Origin of the sequence: Paenibacillus sp. Root444D2 (assembly GCF_001426375.1) — a bacterium.
Lineage (GTDB): Bacteria > Bacillota > Bacilli > Paenibacillales > NBRC-103111 > Paenibacillus_E.
The window spans coordinates 297,070-313,343 of record NZ_LMEO01000034.1 but is presented as its reverse complement, the minus strand read 5'-3'; the positions used below and the strand labels follow the sequence as shown (position 1 = coordinate 313,343).

At 44.5% G+C, this 16,274-nt stretch carries 16 protein-coding genes; 2 read left to right on the top strand and 14 right to left on the bottom strand.

The window, feature by feature from the left end:
- Positions 1-144: 144 nt before the first annotated feature.
- The 5 genes from nrdF to ASD40_RS38725 all read right to left on the bottom strand — a co-directional run bounded on the left by nrdF (position 145) and on the right by ASD40_RS38725 (position 5,663).
- On the bottom strand, positions 145-1,131 hold the full coding sequence (gene nrdF, locus ASD40_RS19740) for a class 1b ribonucleoside-diphosphate reductase subunit beta (RefSeq protein WP_057304859.1): 987 nt from the start codon (positions 1,129-1,131) through the stop codon (positions 145-147).
- Positions 1,132-1,153: 22 nt separating this feature from the next.
- The gene (nrdE, locus tag ASD40_RS19735; protein ID WP_057304858.1) at positions 1,154-3,238 is read right to left on the bottom strand and encodes a class 1b ribonucleoside-diphosphate reductase subunit alpha; all 2,085 of its coding nucleotides are present in this window, start codon (positions 3,236-3,238) and stop codon (positions 1,154-1,156) included.
- Positions 3,225-3,584: a class Ib ribonucleoside-diphosphate reductase assembly flavoprotein NrdI gene (gene nrdI / locus ASD40_RS19730; protein WP_047677314.1), complete on the bottom strand. Its 360-nt coding sequence runs from the start codon at positions 3,582-3,584 to the stop codon at positions 3,225-3,227. Before nrdI ends, nrdE begins: the two co-directional genes overlap by 14 nt.
- A 591-nt stretch (positions 3,585-4,175) precedes the next feature.
- Positions 4,176-5,264, bottom strand: a complete 1,089-nt coding sequence (gene serC, locus ASD40_RS19725; protein ID WP_057304857.1) for a 3-phosphoserine/phosphohydroxythreonine transaminase — start codon at positions 5,262-5,264, stop codon at positions 4,176-4,178.
- 171 nt (positions 5,265-5,435) lie between these two features.
- Positions 5,436-5,663: a hypothetical protein gene (locus ASD40_RS38725; RefSeq protein WP_235549314.1), complete on the bottom strand. Its 228-nt coding sequence runs from the start codon at positions 5,661-5,663 to the stop codon at positions 5,436-5,438.
- Between ASD40_RS38725 and thpR the strand changes: the two genes are divergently transcribed.
- Both thpR and ASD40_RS19710 read left to right on the top strand, forming a co-directional pair.
- Positions 5,641-6,216, top strand: a complete 576-nt coding sequence (gene thpR, locus ASD40_RS38720; RefSeq protein WP_057304855.1) for an RNA 2',3'-cyclic phosphodiesterase — start codon at positions 5,641-5,643, stop codon at positions 6,214-6,216. The genes ASD40_RS38725 and thpR overlap by 23 nt on opposite strands.
- A 115-nt stretch (positions 6,217-6,331) precedes the next feature.
- The gene (locus ASD40_RS19710) at positions 6,332-7,186 is read left to right on the top strand and encodes a DUF421 domain-containing protein (protein ID WP_057304854.1); all 855 of its coding nucleotides are present in this window, start codon (positions 6,332-6,334) and stop codon (positions 7,184-7,186) included.
- 17 nt (positions 7,187-7,203) lie between these two features.
- Here ASD40_RS19710 and ASD40_RS19705 read toward each other — a convergent pair whose 3' ends face one another.
- From ASD40_RS19705 to ASD40_RS19665, 9 genes are all read right to left on the bottom strand, one after another.
- A complete protein-coding gene (locus ASD40_RS19705; RefSeq protein ID WP_057304853.1) occupies positions 7,204-7,824 on the bottom strand; it encodes an NUDIX hydrolase in 621 nt (206 codons plus the stop codon).
- Entirely contained in the window at positions 7,821-8,342 is a 522-nt protein-coding gene (locus ASD40_RS19700) for a mismatch-specific DNA-glycosylase (RefSeq protein ID WP_057305110.1), read from the bottom strand. The genes ASD40_RS19705 and ASD40_RS19700 overlap by 4 nt, the downstream gene beginning before the upstream one ends.
- A 107-nt stretch (positions 8,343-8,449) precedes the next feature.
- Positions 8,450-9,679, bottom strand: a complete 1,230-nt coding sequence (locus ASD40_RS19695) for a DUF1501 domain-containing protein (RefSeq protein ID WP_057304852.1) — start codon at positions 9,677-9,679, stop codon at positions 8,450-8,452.
- A gap of 15 nt (positions 9,680-9,694) precedes the next feature.
- Complete coding sequence (locus tag ASD40_RS19690) at positions 9,695-11,014, bottom strand: DUF1800 domain-containing protein (RefSeq protein ID WP_057304851.1); 1,320 nt, start codon at positions 11,012-11,014, stop codon at positions 9,695-9,697.
- Between the two features lie 110 nt (positions 11,015-11,124).
- Positions 11,125-11,676 carry an NADPH-dependent FMN reductase gene (locus ASD40_RS19685; RefSeq protein WP_057304850.1) on the bottom strand — a complete coding sequence of 184 codons (552 nt, stop codon included), beginning with the start codon at positions 11,674-11,676 and terminating at the stop codon, positions 11,125-11,127.
- Between the two features lie 181 nt (positions 11,677-11,857).
- On the bottom strand, positions 11,858-13,282 hold the full coding sequence (gene glnA, locus ASD40_RS19680) for a type I glutamate--ammonia ligase (RefSeq protein ID WP_057304849.1): 1,425 nt from the start codon (positions 13,280-13,282) through the stop codon (positions 11,858-11,860).
- 239 nt (positions 13,283-13,521) lie between these two features.
- Positions 13,522-14,565, bottom strand: a complete 1,044-nt coding sequence (aroF, locus tag ASD40_RS19675; protein WP_057304848.1) for a 3-deoxy-7-phosphoheptulonate synthase — start codon at positions 14,563-14,565, stop codon at positions 13,522-13,524.
- Positions 14,566-14,694: 129 nt separating this feature from the next.
- Entirely contained in the window at positions 14,695-15,216 is a 522-nt protein-coding gene (locus ASD40_RS19670; protein WP_321166603.1) for a DUF2062 domain-containing protein, read from the bottom strand.
- A 60-nt stretch (positions 15,217-15,276) separates the two neighbouring features.
- Positions 15,277-16,233, bottom strand: a complete 957-nt coding sequence (locus tag ASD40_RS19665) for a 4-hydroxy-3-methylbut-2-enyl diphosphate reductase (RefSeq protein ID WP_057304846.1) — start codon at positions 16,231-16,233, stop codon at positions 15,277-15,279.
- Positions 16,234-16,274: the final 41 nt, after the last annotated feature.

Genomic DNA, 16,274 nt, shown 5'->3' with positions numbered 1-16,274 from the left:
GATATGATCACGGGAAAGGGTTTCTCTCTATATTCGAACCTGACCGTATTCAATGGATATGATTTAGTTTGTATTATAAAATCGGTATCGACTTTTGTCAACACAATCTCACTCCGTTAAATCCGCAGCTAACCATGTTAATATTCAATCCCCAAAAAGGAAATCATCATCCGTCAACGCTTCAACGTGAATCGTGCGGACATAACCATTCCCTTTTTTCGAGAAAAAGTCATGCTGCTTCGTCTTCGTGCTCAGACCGTTAAGAACAATCGGATTAATATCCTCTTCTTCGAAAATGGGGTCTACGCCCAGATTCATGAACGCTTTATTCGCGTTGTAGCGTAAGAAAGCTTTCACTTCTTCTGCCAAGCCCAAAGTCCCATAGAGACTTTCTGTATAGCTTTCCTCATTGGCATGAAGCTCCTTAAGCAAGGCACACAATGTTGCATACGCCTCATCCTGCTCAGCAGGACTTAACTCCGCATAAACCTCTTGTGCCAACACACCGATATACAGGCCATGAATGCTCTCATCGCGTAAAATCAAATCGATGATTTCGCCGCTGCTCGTCATTTTACCTTGTCCAGCCAAGTAAAGCGGATAATAGAAGCCGCTATAGAACAAGTAGCTCTCCAGCAGGACAGATGCTGCCATAGCCAAATACAGCTCTTTAGGAGTTCCAATGTTTTCGTAGAAATGGGAAATCTTGTTTGCCTTGAACTGCAAGTAAGGATTGCGTTCCACCCAAAGGAACAGCTCATTGATTTCCTCCGTTGTAGACAACGTGGTGAAAATACTGCTGTAAGACTTCGCATGAATCTGCTCCATCATCCCCATGAAGCTCAGCACAGCTTTGCGCTGGAGTCCATCGACATGCTCAAGAATCTTCGGCATGCCAACGCCGCCTTGCATGGTATCGAGCAGCGTAAGGCCGCCGAGTACTTTCATGTATAGCTCACGTTCTGCACCGCTTAACGTGATCCATGACATTTTATCATCAGATAATGGGATTTCCTCATCTGTCCAGAACTGCATAATATTTTGATTCCAGAAAGTGATCGTAAAATCATCATCGGGACGATTCCAGTTCACAGCTTTCTTGGCATTATTTAGGGTAGTGGCCGTACTCATTTATATTCAATCCCCTTCCAAATTACACCGAGCAGCTGACGCATTCCTCAACGGATAGCTGATTTGTTCGCGTGTAGTAGAGCGATTTAAGTCCTTTGTGTGCCGCATAGAGGTATAGTTTAGCAAGTTGTCTCGTCGAAACATCGCTATTTACATGTAAAATGGTTGAAATCCCTTGATCCACATGTGTTTGAATCTCAGCAATAAGATCAAGAATCTTAAACTGATCCATTTGATAAGCAGATTTATAGTAAAAGAAATTATCACGTGCCATAAAAGGCATCGGATAGTACGTTGTTGAGTTCGCGTAAGTTCGAGTCTCGATAGGTTCAACAATCGGCATGACACTCGAAGTTGCATTTTGAATATAAGAAATACTTTGTGTTGGAGCAACGGCCAATCGGTAAGCATGATAAAGACCATTGGTTTTTACATCTTCTTTTAGCTTAGCCCAATCGCTTGGTGATGGAATCGGCATTCCCTCAAACAAGGACTTCACTTTATCCGTAAGCGGACTGTAATCCGTCTCCGTATACCGGCTGAAGTAGGCACCATTCGCATATTCGGATTGCTCAAAACCTTCAAAGGTTTGCCCTGAAGATTTAGCAATTTCCATACTTTTCTCAATGGAATAATAGTTCATAGCCATGAAGAACGTGCGGACGAAATCTTTGGCTTCATCACTCTCATAGCTAATTTTGTTCTTAGACAAGTAGCCATGAAGATTCATGACACCAAGACCAACGGAGTGCAGCTCACGGTTCGCTTTGGCAACCCCCGGCGCATTGCAGATCGTCGTCATATCACTAACAGAAGTCAATGCAATCATGCCCTCGTGAACAGTTTCGCGCAGCTTCTTACGATCCATTACATTTGCAATGTTCATGGAAGCAAGGTTACAGCTGATATCTCTAAGAATGAGATCATCTTGGCCGTAATCGTTGATTTCCGAAGTTTCTTGCAGTTGGAAAATCTCTGTACAGAGATTAGACATTTTAATCGTACCGATACCTTTCAGGGCATGATCCCTGTTAGCATTCGTACGGTTCATCATATATGGATAACCGGATTCCAGTTGGGTAGTCGCAATTTTAACTAGCATGTCACGCGCACTCATGACAACCTTTTTCTTCACCTTCGGGTTAGCCAGCAGTTCGTCGTACATTTCATCGAGATCGATATCATCCAAATGCTTTCCATAAGCTTGCAGTACCGTGTAAGGAGCAAATACATGCAACGGCTGGTTCTCTTCAGCCAACTTGTAAAACCTATTCGGTACAATGAGACCGATGGACAGTGTCTTCAGGCGCGATTTCTCATCCGCATTAATTTTCTTACTATCTAGGAACTCCATAACGTCCCAGCCGAAAATGTTGTAGTAAGCAGCTCCTGAACCCTTACGCTGACCCATTTGATCTGCATAGGAGAACGCATCCTCCATAAGCTTAAGTACCGGCATAATACCTTTTGCTGCGTTTTCCACACCTTTAATCGTTTCACCGCGTCCACGAAGCTTGGACAAGTTAACGGCTACACCGCCGCCAATTTTGGAAAGCTGCATGCAAGTAGCAAGCACGTAGTTAATCGAGTTAAGTGAGTCGTCCATCTCCAATAGGAAGCAGGATACCATTTCGCCTCGGCGGCTCTTACCTGCATTAAGGAATGTCGGTGTCGCTGGTTGCAAGCGTTGTTCCATCATCGAGACAGCAAGAACACGCGCTGTTTCCACGTTCCCACGTCCCAAGTACAAAGCAACAATAGCAACGCGATCCGGGAAATGTTCCAAATATAAGGACTTGTCATCACTGCGTAAAGCGTAATCCGTATAAAATTTCGAAGCTGCCATGTAGGAGGCGAACTCGAATTGATTATCGTGGGCCACTTGATAAACATCGTTAACTTCATCTTGCGTATATTTCTCATATACGTTCTCGTAATAGTTATGATCGATCATATAACGTACTTTAGAAGAAGTATCGGGGAAAGTCAGGCTTTTACTGTGGACTTCCTTCATAAAAACTTCAACAGCTTCTTTATCCTTCTCTAGTTGGAAAAAGCCATCCGCTCCGCGTTGCATTAATAAATTATTCAGCTCAATGTGCCGCAATTGCATGTACCCCCTGAACAAATCGTTCTACGTCATTTTTGGTGCCGGATAACTCAAACTTGGTTAACACAGGCACATCGTACTGCTGTGAGATCGTATCTGCGCTTTTGGCAAATCCGTCTCCCCAGTTGCGGTTACCACTCGCTGCTACTCCGATAAGACGAGAGGCATTGCTTTCTAGGAAAGAAGCTACCTTAGGAGGCACTTGACCAAAACCGGTTGTATAGGTAACGAGCACGAAGGGCTCGTCCATCTTCATCGCTTCCTCAATTTGAATCGCTGGCATTTTGAGCTTAGCAATAAATCGGCGAACATTTCCCGTCTTCGAATCGTAAGCAATCAGCATGGGCTTCCTTCTCCTAACACTCTCTTATTCTCTATCTAGTACCGCTTATGTAAGTAACCCTATATGTAGTAAACAAATGAATCATTCCGTGAAATCCAAGCTGGAATCCGTCATTGTCCTTTCGACAAAATATGCGAATTTCAGAATCTCTTAACCAAGGAAAAAGGCGGTAATCACGGGGTTTATAACGGAATTTGATTCTATTTTTTCACAAATTCTAGCAGTTGTGTGTTTCGCTTTTTTCACGATATCTAGTTGATAGATTCAAATTTATATCAATATATTGTGTTTGTCAACGAGTAAAAAGGATCATTTTGACTATCAAAATACGTAAACCTAGACAGGACGTGGCTCGGAAGGCTTTGAAAATATTTTTTCAATTTCGACTTGAAATTTTCGAAATTGTCGAAAGCAAGATTAGGGCTTTAAGCTCACTAGATATAGATCCATCCCGTCCCAAATACAGGCTCACCAAACCGCCCCAGAGTCCGTCTAAGGTCGTTCATAGCGATGATGCAACATTCCTATCCTGAAACAAAAAAAGCTATTCACACGCACACGAGGGTGCCGTGAATAGCTTAATCTTATTTCTTAACCGTTACGTTTTTGGAAATCACTCATGAACTCAGCAAGCGCTTTGCAGGATGCATAAGGAACAGCATTATACGTAGATGCTCTCAAACCGCCTACACTGCGATGACCCTTCAACCCAACAAATCCGTTCTGCTCGGTTTCCTTGATGAACTTCTTCTCCAACTCTTCATCCTGCAAACGGAACGTGATATTCATTGCGGAACGACTGCCCGCATCAACAGGACCGCGATAGAAACCACCGCTTTGGTCGATTGCGCTATAAATTAAACCTGATTTCTCAAGGTTGTTTTTCTGGATGACAGCTAGTCCACCTTGTTCCTGAATCCATTTCAATACTAGGTTCATCATATAAATGGAATAAACCGGTGGTGTATTGTATAGGGAATTGTTTTTGCTATGAATTTCGTAGCGAAGCATAGTTGGAATCTTTTTAGGCAGATCCTGTAATAAATCTTCCTTTACAATAACCACAGTTACACCAGAAGGACCTAGGTTCTTTTGCGCTCCTGCATAAATCATGCCGAATTTCGAAACATCAACAGGACGGCTCAAGATATCACTGGACATGTCCCCAATTAACGGCACATTTCCTGTATCCGGGAAGCTTTGGAACTGAGCGCCTTCAATTGTTTCATTCGAAGTCAGATGCAGATAAGAGGAATCCGGATGAATATTGATTTCACTCAAGTCGGGAATTTTCATAAATTTCTGTTCTTTCGAGCTTGCCGCGATGGCAACTTCTCCGAACAAGCTTGCTTCCTGAATAGCTTTCTCCGCCCATGCACCTGTAAGCACATAGCTGCCAACTTTACCTGGCTTTAGAAAATTAAGCGGAATCATAGCGAATTGTGTACTCGCACCACCTTGCAGAAACTGCACTTGGTACCCATCAGGGATGCTAAAAATTTGTTTCAACAATTGCTGAGTTTCATTATGTACTTGCTCGAACTCCGCGCTGCGGTGAGATATTTCCATAATGGACATGCCGATGCCTTTAAATTCGACAAGCTCTTCTTGTGCTTTCTGCAGTACCTCGAGAGGTAATGCCGCAGGCCCCGCGTTAAAGTTATAAGCCCTATTTCCCATGAATGACCACACCTTTGCTTTTTTGTATTATCGCTATGATAGCAATATTCTCTTCATGCATCAAGTAAAACCTCAGTTGGCAATGCTAGGAGAAGTACGAAGAAGAAAACAGATTTGGATACTAAAGGAGCCTAATTTACTTATGACATTGCTTGATAAAATAGGAGAAAGTTATACAAACACTGCGAATTCTGAAAACTCCAACACCTCAAGTTCCACGAATGCTACAAGTTCCACGAATGCTACAAGTTCAACGAATGCCTCAAGTTCCATAAACAACTCAAGTTCCACGAACAAACCAAGTTCAACGAACGCCACAAGTTCAACAAATACACAAAGTTCCACAAACGCACAAAGAGCCACAAACGCCTCCGAGATGTATCGGCTGTTTGTAGGCATTAAGCTCCCGCAAGACGTCCAGCGGGAGCTCGACATATGGAAAGACAGCATCCAAAAGGTGCTGCCTTTCCAAAAGTGGACACATCCGCAGGATGTCCACGTCACGTTAAGCTTCCTCGGCGACGCATCCGCCGAGACAGCCGAAGCGCTAGCGGCCGACCTGCGCCAGCTTGCTGCAGCTGCGCTGCCGCTGACCCTGCACGCCGAGGGACTCGGCGTGTTCGGACCTCCGGCGGCGCCGTCGATCCTCTGGGCGGGCCTCGCCGGCGACCTAGACGCGCTGGCTGCGCTGCAGCGCGAGGTCGCGGGCGTCTGCGCCCGCCACGGCTTCCCGGCCGAGGCTCGCGCCTATCGGCCGCACCTTACACTAGCCCGCCGCTTCCGCGCAGCGGCGGGGCCTTTCAAGCGCTCCGCCCTAGCAGCGGTAGGAGCGCCTGCCGGCGGCTGGCCCGTGTGGCAGGTAGAGGACATCGTCCTCTACCGCAGCCACTTGGGCCGCCAACCGTCGTACGAGCCGCTAGCCGTGTTCCCATTTGAGGAACAATCTACTTAATACATTCCACATAATTTCCGCACTGGGATTTATATCTTGTTTTTGTATAACTTTCAAGAAATCTACAAACAATTGAACCGATTGGATTAGATTTAATAAAAGAGGAGGAACCGGTGTGTCCGATTGGATTGAAATTTTTTTACGTACCTTATTGGCGGTTGTCGTGCTTTTCATAATGACAAAGTTGTTGGGTAAAAGACAAGTATCTCAACTTTCCTTGTTCGAATACATAACGGGAATTACAATTGGTAATCTCGCGGCTTACATCTCATTAGAGGATAATTGGTATTTAGGTTTGGTATCCTTAATCGCTTGGGTCGCATGTTCTTTAGGAATTGAATTTATGCAGTTAAAAAGTAAAAAAATGCGGGATTTTATTGATGGTAAAGGAACCGTGCTCATTCGAGACGGTAAAATTTTGGAAGATAATTTAAAGAAAGAACGCCTCACCACCGATGAACTTATGGAGCAATTAAGAAAGAGATCGGCATTTAAAATGGCTGATGTTGAATTTGCGATCATGGAACCAAGCGGTGATATAAATGTCCTACTAGCTCGAAAAAACCAACCTTTGACTGCCAAACATTTGGGCATCAAAGTTGCGCCCGAAGAGGAACCCCAAGCGGTTATCATGGATGGTGAAATCTTGGATGAATCATTAGCCACCATCGGTTTTAGCCGGGGATGGCTGAAAACCGAATTAGATAAATTGGGTGTGACGATTGAAAATGTATTTCTAGGTCAAGTCGATTCTTACGGACAATTATATGTGGATCTATTTGACGACAAGATCATGGTACCTGTGCCACAGGAGAAGGCATCCCTCTTTGCTACATTAAAAAAGTGCGAAAGCGACCTGATGCTGTTTGGGCTTACTACGAATAATAAAGATGCCAAAGAGATGTACGAACAATGCTCGAAGCAAATGGAGGAAATCATCGCACAATTGAAACCCGTACTTAAGCGGTAAAGTCTTTACGCGCTTGGCTAATCGAGCAGCGTCTGCGCTGTATGGTCGCGGGCTAGCTCGAACATCCGCATCAGCTGCTCAGCGGTGTTTCGCTCCACCGAAAGCGGCGGCAGCTCGCTCTCGCCGAAGAACTGGGCGCCGGTCGTTTCCAGACCGGCTTCAAGCGCTTCCCCGCCTACAAGCTCGCACAAGATGAACATCTTGTACACGTGGTTAGCCGAGGGTGGGTGCGCGTGGCGCTTCTTGTCGAAGACCGCCAGCAATCGCACCGGCTTGACCTCATAGCCGGCCTCCTCGCGGGTCTCTTTGACGGCGACCTCCGATGGTGTCAGGCCGATGTCCGCCCAGCCTCCAGGCAAAGCCCAAGCACCGTCCGCTCTTTCCTTCACAAGCAGCAGCTTGTTCTCTCTCAAGACGACGGCCCGAATATCCACTTTCGGCGTCTGATACCCCGTGTCGCTCGCGAATAAAGCCGTCACCGTATCGATCGGTGTCTCTGAGAAATAACTCATCATCTCCACGCTGATCTTGCGCAGCGCCTCGTACCGCTCCAAATCATAGCCATTCTCTCCGTAGGTTAGCCCTGCTTGACTAATAGCCTGAATCTCTTTAGCCCACTCCAACCATGGAATATTCATCCGTTCCCCAACTCCGTTTCGATATATTTCTTGATGCCGCTATAAATATCAACCATCTCCTCCAGCTTCATCCGAACAAGCCCGCTAGAAGAGGGACATACATAGTCGATCATACCTTCAACCACCGGATCCTGTTGACTCCGCCAACTCATCCCCCTGCGGCCGCTATACTGTTCATATACCCCTTTACCTACAAAACAGGCAACACGTGGTCGAATGGCCTGAATCTTTTGTTTCAAAATAAGTCGACCTTCTCGGTATTCCTCAGGCGTAATTTCTGCAGCCGTTAACGAAGGGCGAGCCACGATATTCGTAAATCCATACCCGAGTTTCAGCAAATCCCCATCCTCTTGAGGTACATACAACCGAGGTGTTAATCCCGCTTGGAATAGGATCCGATAAAAGCGATTATTCGGATTCGCATAATGATGACCCGTCTCTCCGGATCGTATACTAGGGTTATACCCCACAAAAAGTATCCTTAAATGCTCCTGCAGATGATCCGAAATAGGCTCTATGCTCAACGTTATGACACCTCCACCGGCACGACGATTTTTTTGTCTTTTCAATAGGTTACCATGAACGACCAAAAACCAAAAGCCGAGGCACAGGACCCCGGCTTTCATTATAAAAACTTTAAAGACTCATAGGACTTGCCTAGCACAGCGGTCGTATCACCTTTTAACCATTTATCAATAAGCGTGCTGTAAACGGACCGGAAATCGACCTCATACTTCAAATCGCCATTGTCCAAATTACTCAGGCTCGGGTACGCGCCATAAAGGCCGCCATTCACCTTGCCTCCAATCACAAACATCGGAGCTGCCGTTCCATGATCTGTTCCGCCGCTACCGTTCTCTTTCACCCTTCGCCCAAACTCCGAAAACATCATCACCACAACACGGTCCTGCAAGCCTTGCGCCTCCAAGTCTTTATAGAACGCTGTCAGACCCTCGTCGACTTGAGTCAGCACTTTGGCATGCTGTACTTTCTCATTCGCATGATCATCGAAACCGCCAATCTGTACATGGAATATTCTTGTGCCCGATTTGCCGGCCAGCAGCTTGGATACTAATTGGAGATCCCTTGCAAAATTAGTTTTCGGGTACTCCACTTTATTCGCATAGGTAGCCGTTAAAGCTTGAATCGCTTCAACACTCTTGAAGGCATCATAGCCGCGCCCAGATACGACACGAAGCTGTTCCCTCTGATTCTGTTCACCATACATCTCCAAGAATGCTTTGGTGATCCGATTTTTGTCCATCATCGCAGTTTTCGGATCAATCAGATGATACGTTTCTAGAGATTGGATCACGGGAAAGCTCATTTTCTCCGAAGCAAAAGCCTTGCCGCCTGCGCCAATCTGTATAGCTTTGAGCGGATTGCTGCTATCCCGCAAAGAAGACTCTGCATAGCGTGCAAGCCAACCGCTCCGACTCATCTTCGCTGGCTCGGCCGTCTGCCAAATTTCCATAGAGCGGAAATGAGAGTGATCGGGTCCTGGATATCCAACTCCTTGTGCGACTGCCATTTTCCCAAGTTTATAAAGTGCAGCGAGACCAATTAAACTCGGATGCAAGCCTACTTGATTATCTAACGGAAGAACATCCTTCTGCTGGTAAGCCAGCGTTGGCCGCGCATCATAGTATATCCCTTGCCCATAAGGAATTAGCGTATTAATGCCATCATTCCCGCCACTTAACTGAACAACAATAAGCACAGGTTCATCCACACCATCATCAAAACCGCCTGCAAAAATCGATTTTCCCGTTTCCGTAAATAAAGCCCCGCCTAGGCCTAAAGTCGCAAACATGGCTGTTCCTTTTAACAGAAAATCCCTTCTCGATAATTTCACTTTTCTCACCCCCTGCTATTTCATTTGAGCTTCTGGGCTAATCAGTACTAATTGAAGCAAGCCTCTCAAACCTGCATTTTTTTGCTTTGTATGTATAAGGGTATCATTTGCGTATGCGCTTAACCCCTGTAAAGTCTTATCCGATAAATCAGTGATTCCTATACGCTGACTCCACAATTTCACCCATTCTTCCGGACGGTCCTGTTGTTCAGGTGTATACTCTGCCGAGGAGAGCACCTTGCCGTTAAGCTGCTTGGCGATGGACTCGGCAAACTGGTACCTTGATAATAGGGAGTTTGTGTTCAGCCATGAGGCTCCTCCTCTCCAACCCGCAACATCTGGCGGAGAATATAGCTCCTGTCCCATCTTCCTCATTGCTTGTGCATGCCCCTTAGAAACAGTTAGCTTACAGCATTTGAGAATACCTGCAACATAGTCTGCCGGTGTTTTGATGAGAGATAACCGCAATTTCTCCTCATAAAATTCGTCGGATAGGAATAGTTCTTGCAGCACTTCCCCCACAGTAGCCTTAACAGATATAAGTTCGGCAACTTTTTGAATCCAACTTTCGGAAGGACTGTCCGTAGCAAAATATTTGAGCAGCTTTGTAGCAAGAAAGATCGGCAGCGTTTTTTGATGAAAAATAATATCAATTACATCATCCGAATCCAACTTTCCTGTTTCTTCAAGCAGCGTTTTCGAATCATTGTCGTGTTGTTTGGGATTAAAATCTACTTTATTACCCTTCTTATCATAGGTCCATCCCGTGAAAGCGCGCGCTGCTTCCTTCACATCCGTCTCTGTATAGTGACCGATACCTAGCGTGAATAGCTCCATGGCTTCGCGGGCATAATTCTCATTCGGTTTACCTTTTTTATTCCGATTCACATCCAGCCAGATCATCATGGCAGGATCTTTGCCAATTGCGAGTACGAGCTCTTTGAAATTTCCTAAAGCATGTTTGCGAAATAGTGTATTTTGCTGAACCATTAGTGTGACATCGTTAACCTTATAATTCGCCGTTGCAAAATGGCCATGCCAGAACAACGTCATCTTCTCAATGAGCGGAGCACTAGAATATACCATTCGATATAACCAGTACATTTGTTGATCGGCTAATTGCAGCGGATCTAATGATTTCTTACCATCAGCGGTTAATTGATCAAATGGGGTTAGTGATGGCGCTTGATCGATCAAGGCTTCTCCTGCAATAAGCCGTCGCACCGTTTCCTCACGTCCAAGTGCAATACATGCAGTAACTTCTTCCCCAGTGGAACCAAATCCGGCTCGATGTAATAAATGAACGACTTCCTTGTTAGTCCATGGTGCTCCCATGATCTCCCCCCTCGCCCTATTTTCCAAACTGTACCACAGAAATGTGTCAAAAGTGTGTGGAAATAAAAACAAACCAAGACAACTGTCCTTGGTTTGTTTTATTCGGATTACTATACTTTTGCAGCTAACTGTTTGGTTAAATCGAGGAATGAACCAACAACACGACGAACACGTTTTTCAACATCTGGATGGATATCTTGATAGGTTACACCCGTTTGGAAGCTCTTCCGCTGATCGCCTCCAATAGATAGCCAATCTGGACAGTTAATGCCATGCAGATTACGTACAATGGTTTGCATCTGCGTCAGAGAGCTTACAGCAACTGCCCCGCCTGCTGAACTAACAGATAAGACGACCTTGTTATTGAAATGATCTTGTCCTAAATGATCAAGCGCATTTTTCAAAACGCCGGAAATTCCACTATGATATTCCGGTGTTGCCAGTACGATCCCATCTGCTTCAAGCATGGCTTCTTTTAATTTTTCTAGAGCTTCATGTCCCTCGTTTGCATCATCTGGTGTATAGAAAGGGAGCGGTGTTCGATACAAGTCAATCAACGTCACCTCGTGGCCCTCTAAGGTCGCTAGATGCTTGATATATTCAGCAAGTCTTGTACTTGTCGCTGATCTCTGATTACTTCCTGCTATCATAGTAATTTTCATAATGATCTTCCTTCCACATCTGATTCATGCATTCATTATACCTCAATTTCCATCAAATAACAGTACTAATTATAATGATTATCAAAAGAGTTTTAGTATCGATAAATGAAAAAGCTGCTTCCTCCATAGAAAACTATGAAAGAAGCAGCTCGTATGTTATTCATGTATAAGTGCTAAGGAATTAGCAATCGAAGTACAGGTTGTACTCGTGCGGGTGAATACGGATTGCTACAGCTTTCGCTTCGCCACGTTTCAATTCGATATAGTTATCGATGAAATCTTGTGTGAACACGCCGCCTTCGATCAAGAAGTCGGAATCAGCTGCAAGAGCATCCAAAGCTTCATCTAATGTACCAGGAACGCTGCGGATCTCAGCTTTCTCAGCATCGGACATTTCATAGATGTTAGTATCGAAAGGACCGTATCCAAGAGCGCGCGGATCGATTTTCTTTTTGATACCGTCAAGACCTGCCATCAGCATTGCTGCGAAAGCGAGGTATGGGTTAGCCGTGCTATCCGGTGTGCGGAATTCAATACGACAACCTTTAGGTGTCACAGCTGCGATTGGAATACGAACTGCTGCGGAACGGTTACCTTTGGAGAATACAAGGTTAACCGGCGCTTCGTAACCAGGAACCAGACGTTTGAAAGAGTTTGTACTTGGGTTTGTCAAAGCGATCAATGCTGGTGCGTGGTAAAGAATACCACCGATATAGTTGATTGCCATTTCACTCAGGTTTGCATATGCTCCTTTTTCATAGAACAAAGGCTCGCCTTCATTGAAGATGGACATGTGTACGTGCATACCGCTACCATTGTCACCAAACAGTGGTTTAGGCATGAAAGTAGCAACTTTACCATATTCTCTAGCCGTGTTAGCAACGATATATTTGTATTTGAGCAGGTTATCTGCTGTTTTAGTCAATGTGTCAAAACGGAAGTTAATTTCAGCTTGACCAGCTGTAGCCACTTCGTGATGGTGACGCTCAATGCGAAGACCTGCATCAGCAAGCTTGTTGCACATTTCGGAACGAATGTCTTGTTGGGAATCCATTGGAGCTACCGGAACGTAACCGCCTTTAACTGGAACTTTATAACCAAGGTTTCCGCCTTCTTCTTTACGGCCTGTGTTCCAGCCTGCTTCTTCGGAGTCAACTTCGAAGTAAGACTTATTCATGCCATTTTCGAAACGAACATCATCAAAAATGAAGAATTCGGACTCAGGTGCGAAGAATGCTGTTGTACCTACACCAGTTGTTTGCAGATACTCTTCTGCTTTTTGAGCGATGCTGCGTGGATCGCGATCATAACGCTCGCCTTCAGGTGTGTGGATGTTGCTCATGATAATCAAAGTTGGATGAGCTGTGAAAGGATCTACGTATGCAGTCTCTGTATCTGGCATCATTACCATGTCAGATTGTTCAATACCACGGAATCCTGGGATGGATGAACCGTCAAAAGCTACTCCGTTTACGAATGTTTCTTCATCTACTTCAGTAGCAGGCAAAGAAATATGCTGTGCTTTACCGGAAAGACCTACGAAACGAAAATCTACCCACTCGATGTTTTTTTCCTTGATAAGGTTCAACACGTTTTGAACTGACATTTAAAAAACCCTCCCATTTCCGTACATTCAACGTACTTTACATGATTAATGTTCAACTTTTGCTTGTTATCTTGCACATATTATATAGCGATTAAGCTTACACAGTCAATACTTATGTCAGGTATTTTTTATCGATGTGTAAGCTATGCTCACACAATTTCACATATTTGTCCCATATCCAGAAATAGGAAAACTGGCTTCCTCTCTCGAGGAAACCAGTCATCTTAGAACTATTCCCATTACGCCAAGATAACTTCTTTATGTGTATCAAACTTTTTACCAAGCAGCGGAGCAAGTTTCTCAAGATCAACAAGCAAATTAGCGAATTGATCAGGGAACAAGGATTGAACACCATCACCAGTCATTGAATTGTCTGGATCTGTATGCATTTCGATGATCAAACCATCTGCTCCTGCCGCTACGGATGCCTTTGTCATAGGAACAACAAGCTCTCTACGGCCAGTACCGTGACTCGGATCAGAGATTACCGGAAGATGGCTCAATTGTTTAAGAACCGGAATTGCCGATAAATCCAGTGTATTCCGCGTGTACGTTTCGAATGTTCGGATTCCGCGTTCACAAAGCATAACATTCGGGTTACCGCCAGCAAGAATGTATTCAGCAGCATTCAAGAATTCATCATATGTTGAGCTAAAACCACGTTTGAGTAATACTGGCGTTTGAATGGTTCCCAGCTTGCGGAGCAAGTCAAAGTTTTGCATATTGCGTGTACCTACTTGCAGGATATCCGCGTATTGTGCACATACATCAACATACTCAGGTGTCATAACTTCTGTAATTGTAAGAAGACCATGCTTCTTACCCGCTTCAGCCATCATGATTAAGCCTTCAACGCCAACACCTTGGAAGCTGTAAGGACCTGTTCTTGGTTTAAATGCGCCACCGCGGAGAACTTGACCTCCCGCTGCTTTCACTAAACGTGCAATCTCATCGATTTGCTCTGGTGTTTCCACGGCACAAGGGCCACCCATAACAACAAGCTGCTCCCCACCGATTTCAACACCTTTAATTTTGATAACCGTGTCAGCCGGATGAAAGTCACGACTTGCTAATTTATAAGATTTGGAAATTTTCACGACTTGCTCAACTCCTGACATTTGACGCAGCTGTTCTGCTAATTTAGGATCAGCTTGACCGATAATTCCGATTACTGTGCGATCCTCACCTTTGGAGACGTGTGCTTGAACACCTTGCTTTTCTATGAATTGTACAATTTCCTGAATACGCTCATCTGACGTTTTGTTGGATGTAATGGCGATCATCTTCAACACGCTCCTTATTATATGGGTTGGAACACTTGTATACTTCAACGCTTGTTCGCTTCTACGCTTTTAACCGCTAAAGTAAATATACAACGCTCGACGAGTTTTCGTCAAGCGTTAAATTATTTGCTATTCTTTTGTATTCGAAGGGGCTAGTTGATCTTTACGGATTCTACGTTTTTCTTTGCGACGATTCGTATGGTATTTAAGTAAGAGCACCACTGGGAAGTAGGCAATAACCCCAAGTATCAACCCAACCACCATACCGCCTACAATTAAATCCAAACCACCTCTAATAATATTAGAAAGCATGTGCGGTAAATGATGTATCAGATAAATCTTAAAGTGTTTCGGTACCAACCAATCCCCCACTTGCTTATTGAGTATCGAGAATGGAATATAAATCACTTTTCCAAACACAAAACCAATTAACGCTCCAGGTAAATTAGCTCTTAATAAATAAACCAACGGAAAGATAAGAACGAATGCAAAACCAGCTGTAGGTAACGTAAACATCTCTACAAACAATCCAATGGAAAACCCGCGTGCTACTTTGGAAGGACCGCCTTTGGCACGTAATAGAAGTAAATATTTATATTTAAACCAGCGCTTCGTGCTTTTCCAATCGTAGCGAGCCTTCACTTTCATCATTTTCACCTTCTGAGTGCTTTGCATGCTGGTCTCAATCCCGCCCTGTGGAATAAATAAGGATCACTCACTACTAGCTGCTTTGGATTTAACAGCCGGAATGAGCTTCTTCATATTAATAGTACGTGTAATTCCCCAACTGGTTTCATCTTTCGCATCATAGCCTTCCAAGTAGGAAATGACCTCTTTGGTTATAGGTGTAGGTGTTGAAGCACCAGATGTAACACCGACCTTGCGTACATTGGTTAACCACGTGCGATTAAGCTCCGTGATATCCGATATTCTATACGCTCTAACTCCTGCAATTTCCTCTGAAACTTGCGCTAAGCGGTTCGAATTATTACTTTTCGGATCTCCAACTACGATAACTAAATCGACTTCCTTCGCTTGTTCAGCAACCGCTTCTTGTCTAACCTGCGTGGCTAGACAGATCTCATTATGAATCTCAGCTTTTGGGAATAGTTCAAGTAAACGATTCATAATATGCTTAATGTCCCATTGGCTCATTGTTGTTTGGTTCGTAATAATAATACGTTCGGCTTTAATGTTTAGTTGGTCAGCTTCTTCAAGCTTCTCGATGAGGTGCACTTGATCCGGAGCTACACCTACTGCGCCTTCCGGCTCAGGATGAGCTTTCTTCCCGATATAGATAACTTCATAGCCGTCGGCAACTTTTTCTCGAATTAAATCGTGTGTCTTCGTTACATCTGGGCAGGTTGCATCCACAACGGTTAAGCCCTTGTCTCGGGCTCGGCGCCTTACCTCAGGTGATACCCCGTGAGCAGTGAAAATGACCGTCCCTGTTTCGATTTGTTCTAATATTTCAAGCCGGTTCTCGCCATCTAATGTGATGACACCTTCTTCTTTGAAGAAATCAGTGACATGCGCATTATGAACAATCATGCCTAATATATAAATAGGTCTGGGAAGATTTAAGTTTTTAGCAGTTTGCATAGCAAGTGCCATAGCATCTACAACGCCATAACAATAGCCTCTGGGTGATATTCGGACTACTTCCATTTCTTCCACCTGCCTAAGAAAACATTATTTTCTTTCATTAT

Excerpts from the sequence above, each read along its gene's own strand:
- nrdF (WP_057304859.1), bottom strand. The coding sequence starts at position 1,131 with ATGAGTACGGCCACTACCCTAAATAATGCCAAGAAAGCTGTGAACTGG.
- nrdI (WP_047677314.1), bottom strand. The coding sequence starts at position 3,584 with ATGCTGATTGCTTACGATTCGAAGACGGGAAATGTTCGCCGATTTATT.
- serC (WP_057304857.1), bottom strand. The coding sequence starts at position 5,264 with ATGGGAAATAGGGCTTATAACTTTAACGCGGGGCCTGCGGCATTACCT.
- thpR (WP_057304855.1), top strand. The coding sequence starts at position 5,641 with ATGTATCGGCTGTTTGTAGGCATTAAGCTCCCGCAAGACGTCCAGCGG.
- ASD40_RS38725 (WP_235549314.1), bottom strand. The coding sequence starts at position 5,663 with ATGCCTACAAACAGCCGATACATCTCGGAGGCGTTTGTGGCTCTTTGT.
- ASD40_RS19705 (WP_057304853.1), bottom strand. The coding sequence starts at position 7,824 with ATGAATATTCCATGGTTGGAGTGGGCTAAAGAGATTCAGGCTATTAGT.
- ASD40_RS19690 (WP_057304851.1), bottom strand. The coding sequence starts at position 11,014 with ATGGGAGCACCATGGACTAACAAGGAAGTCGTTCATTTATTACATCGA.
- ASD40_RS19685 (WP_057304850.1), bottom strand. The coding sequence starts at position 11,676 with ATGAAAATTACTATGATAGCAGGAAGTAATCAGAGATCAGCGACAAGT.
- glnA (WP_057304849.1), bottom strand. The coding sequence starts at position 13,282 with ATGTCAGTTCAAAACGTGTTGAACCTTATCAAGGAAAAAAACATCGAG.
- aroF (WP_057304848.1), bottom strand. The coding sequence starts at position 14,565 with ATGATCGCCATTACATCCAACAAAACGTCAGATGAGCGTATTCAGGAA.
- ASD40_RS19670 (WP_321166603.1), bottom strand. The coding sequence starts at position 15,216 with ATGATGAAAGTGAAGGCTCGCTACGATTGGAAAAGCACGAAGCGCTGG.
- ASD40_RS19665 (WP_057304846.1), bottom strand. The coding sequence starts at position 16,233 with ATGGAAGTAGTCCGAATATCACCCAGAGGCTATTGTTATGGCGTTGTA.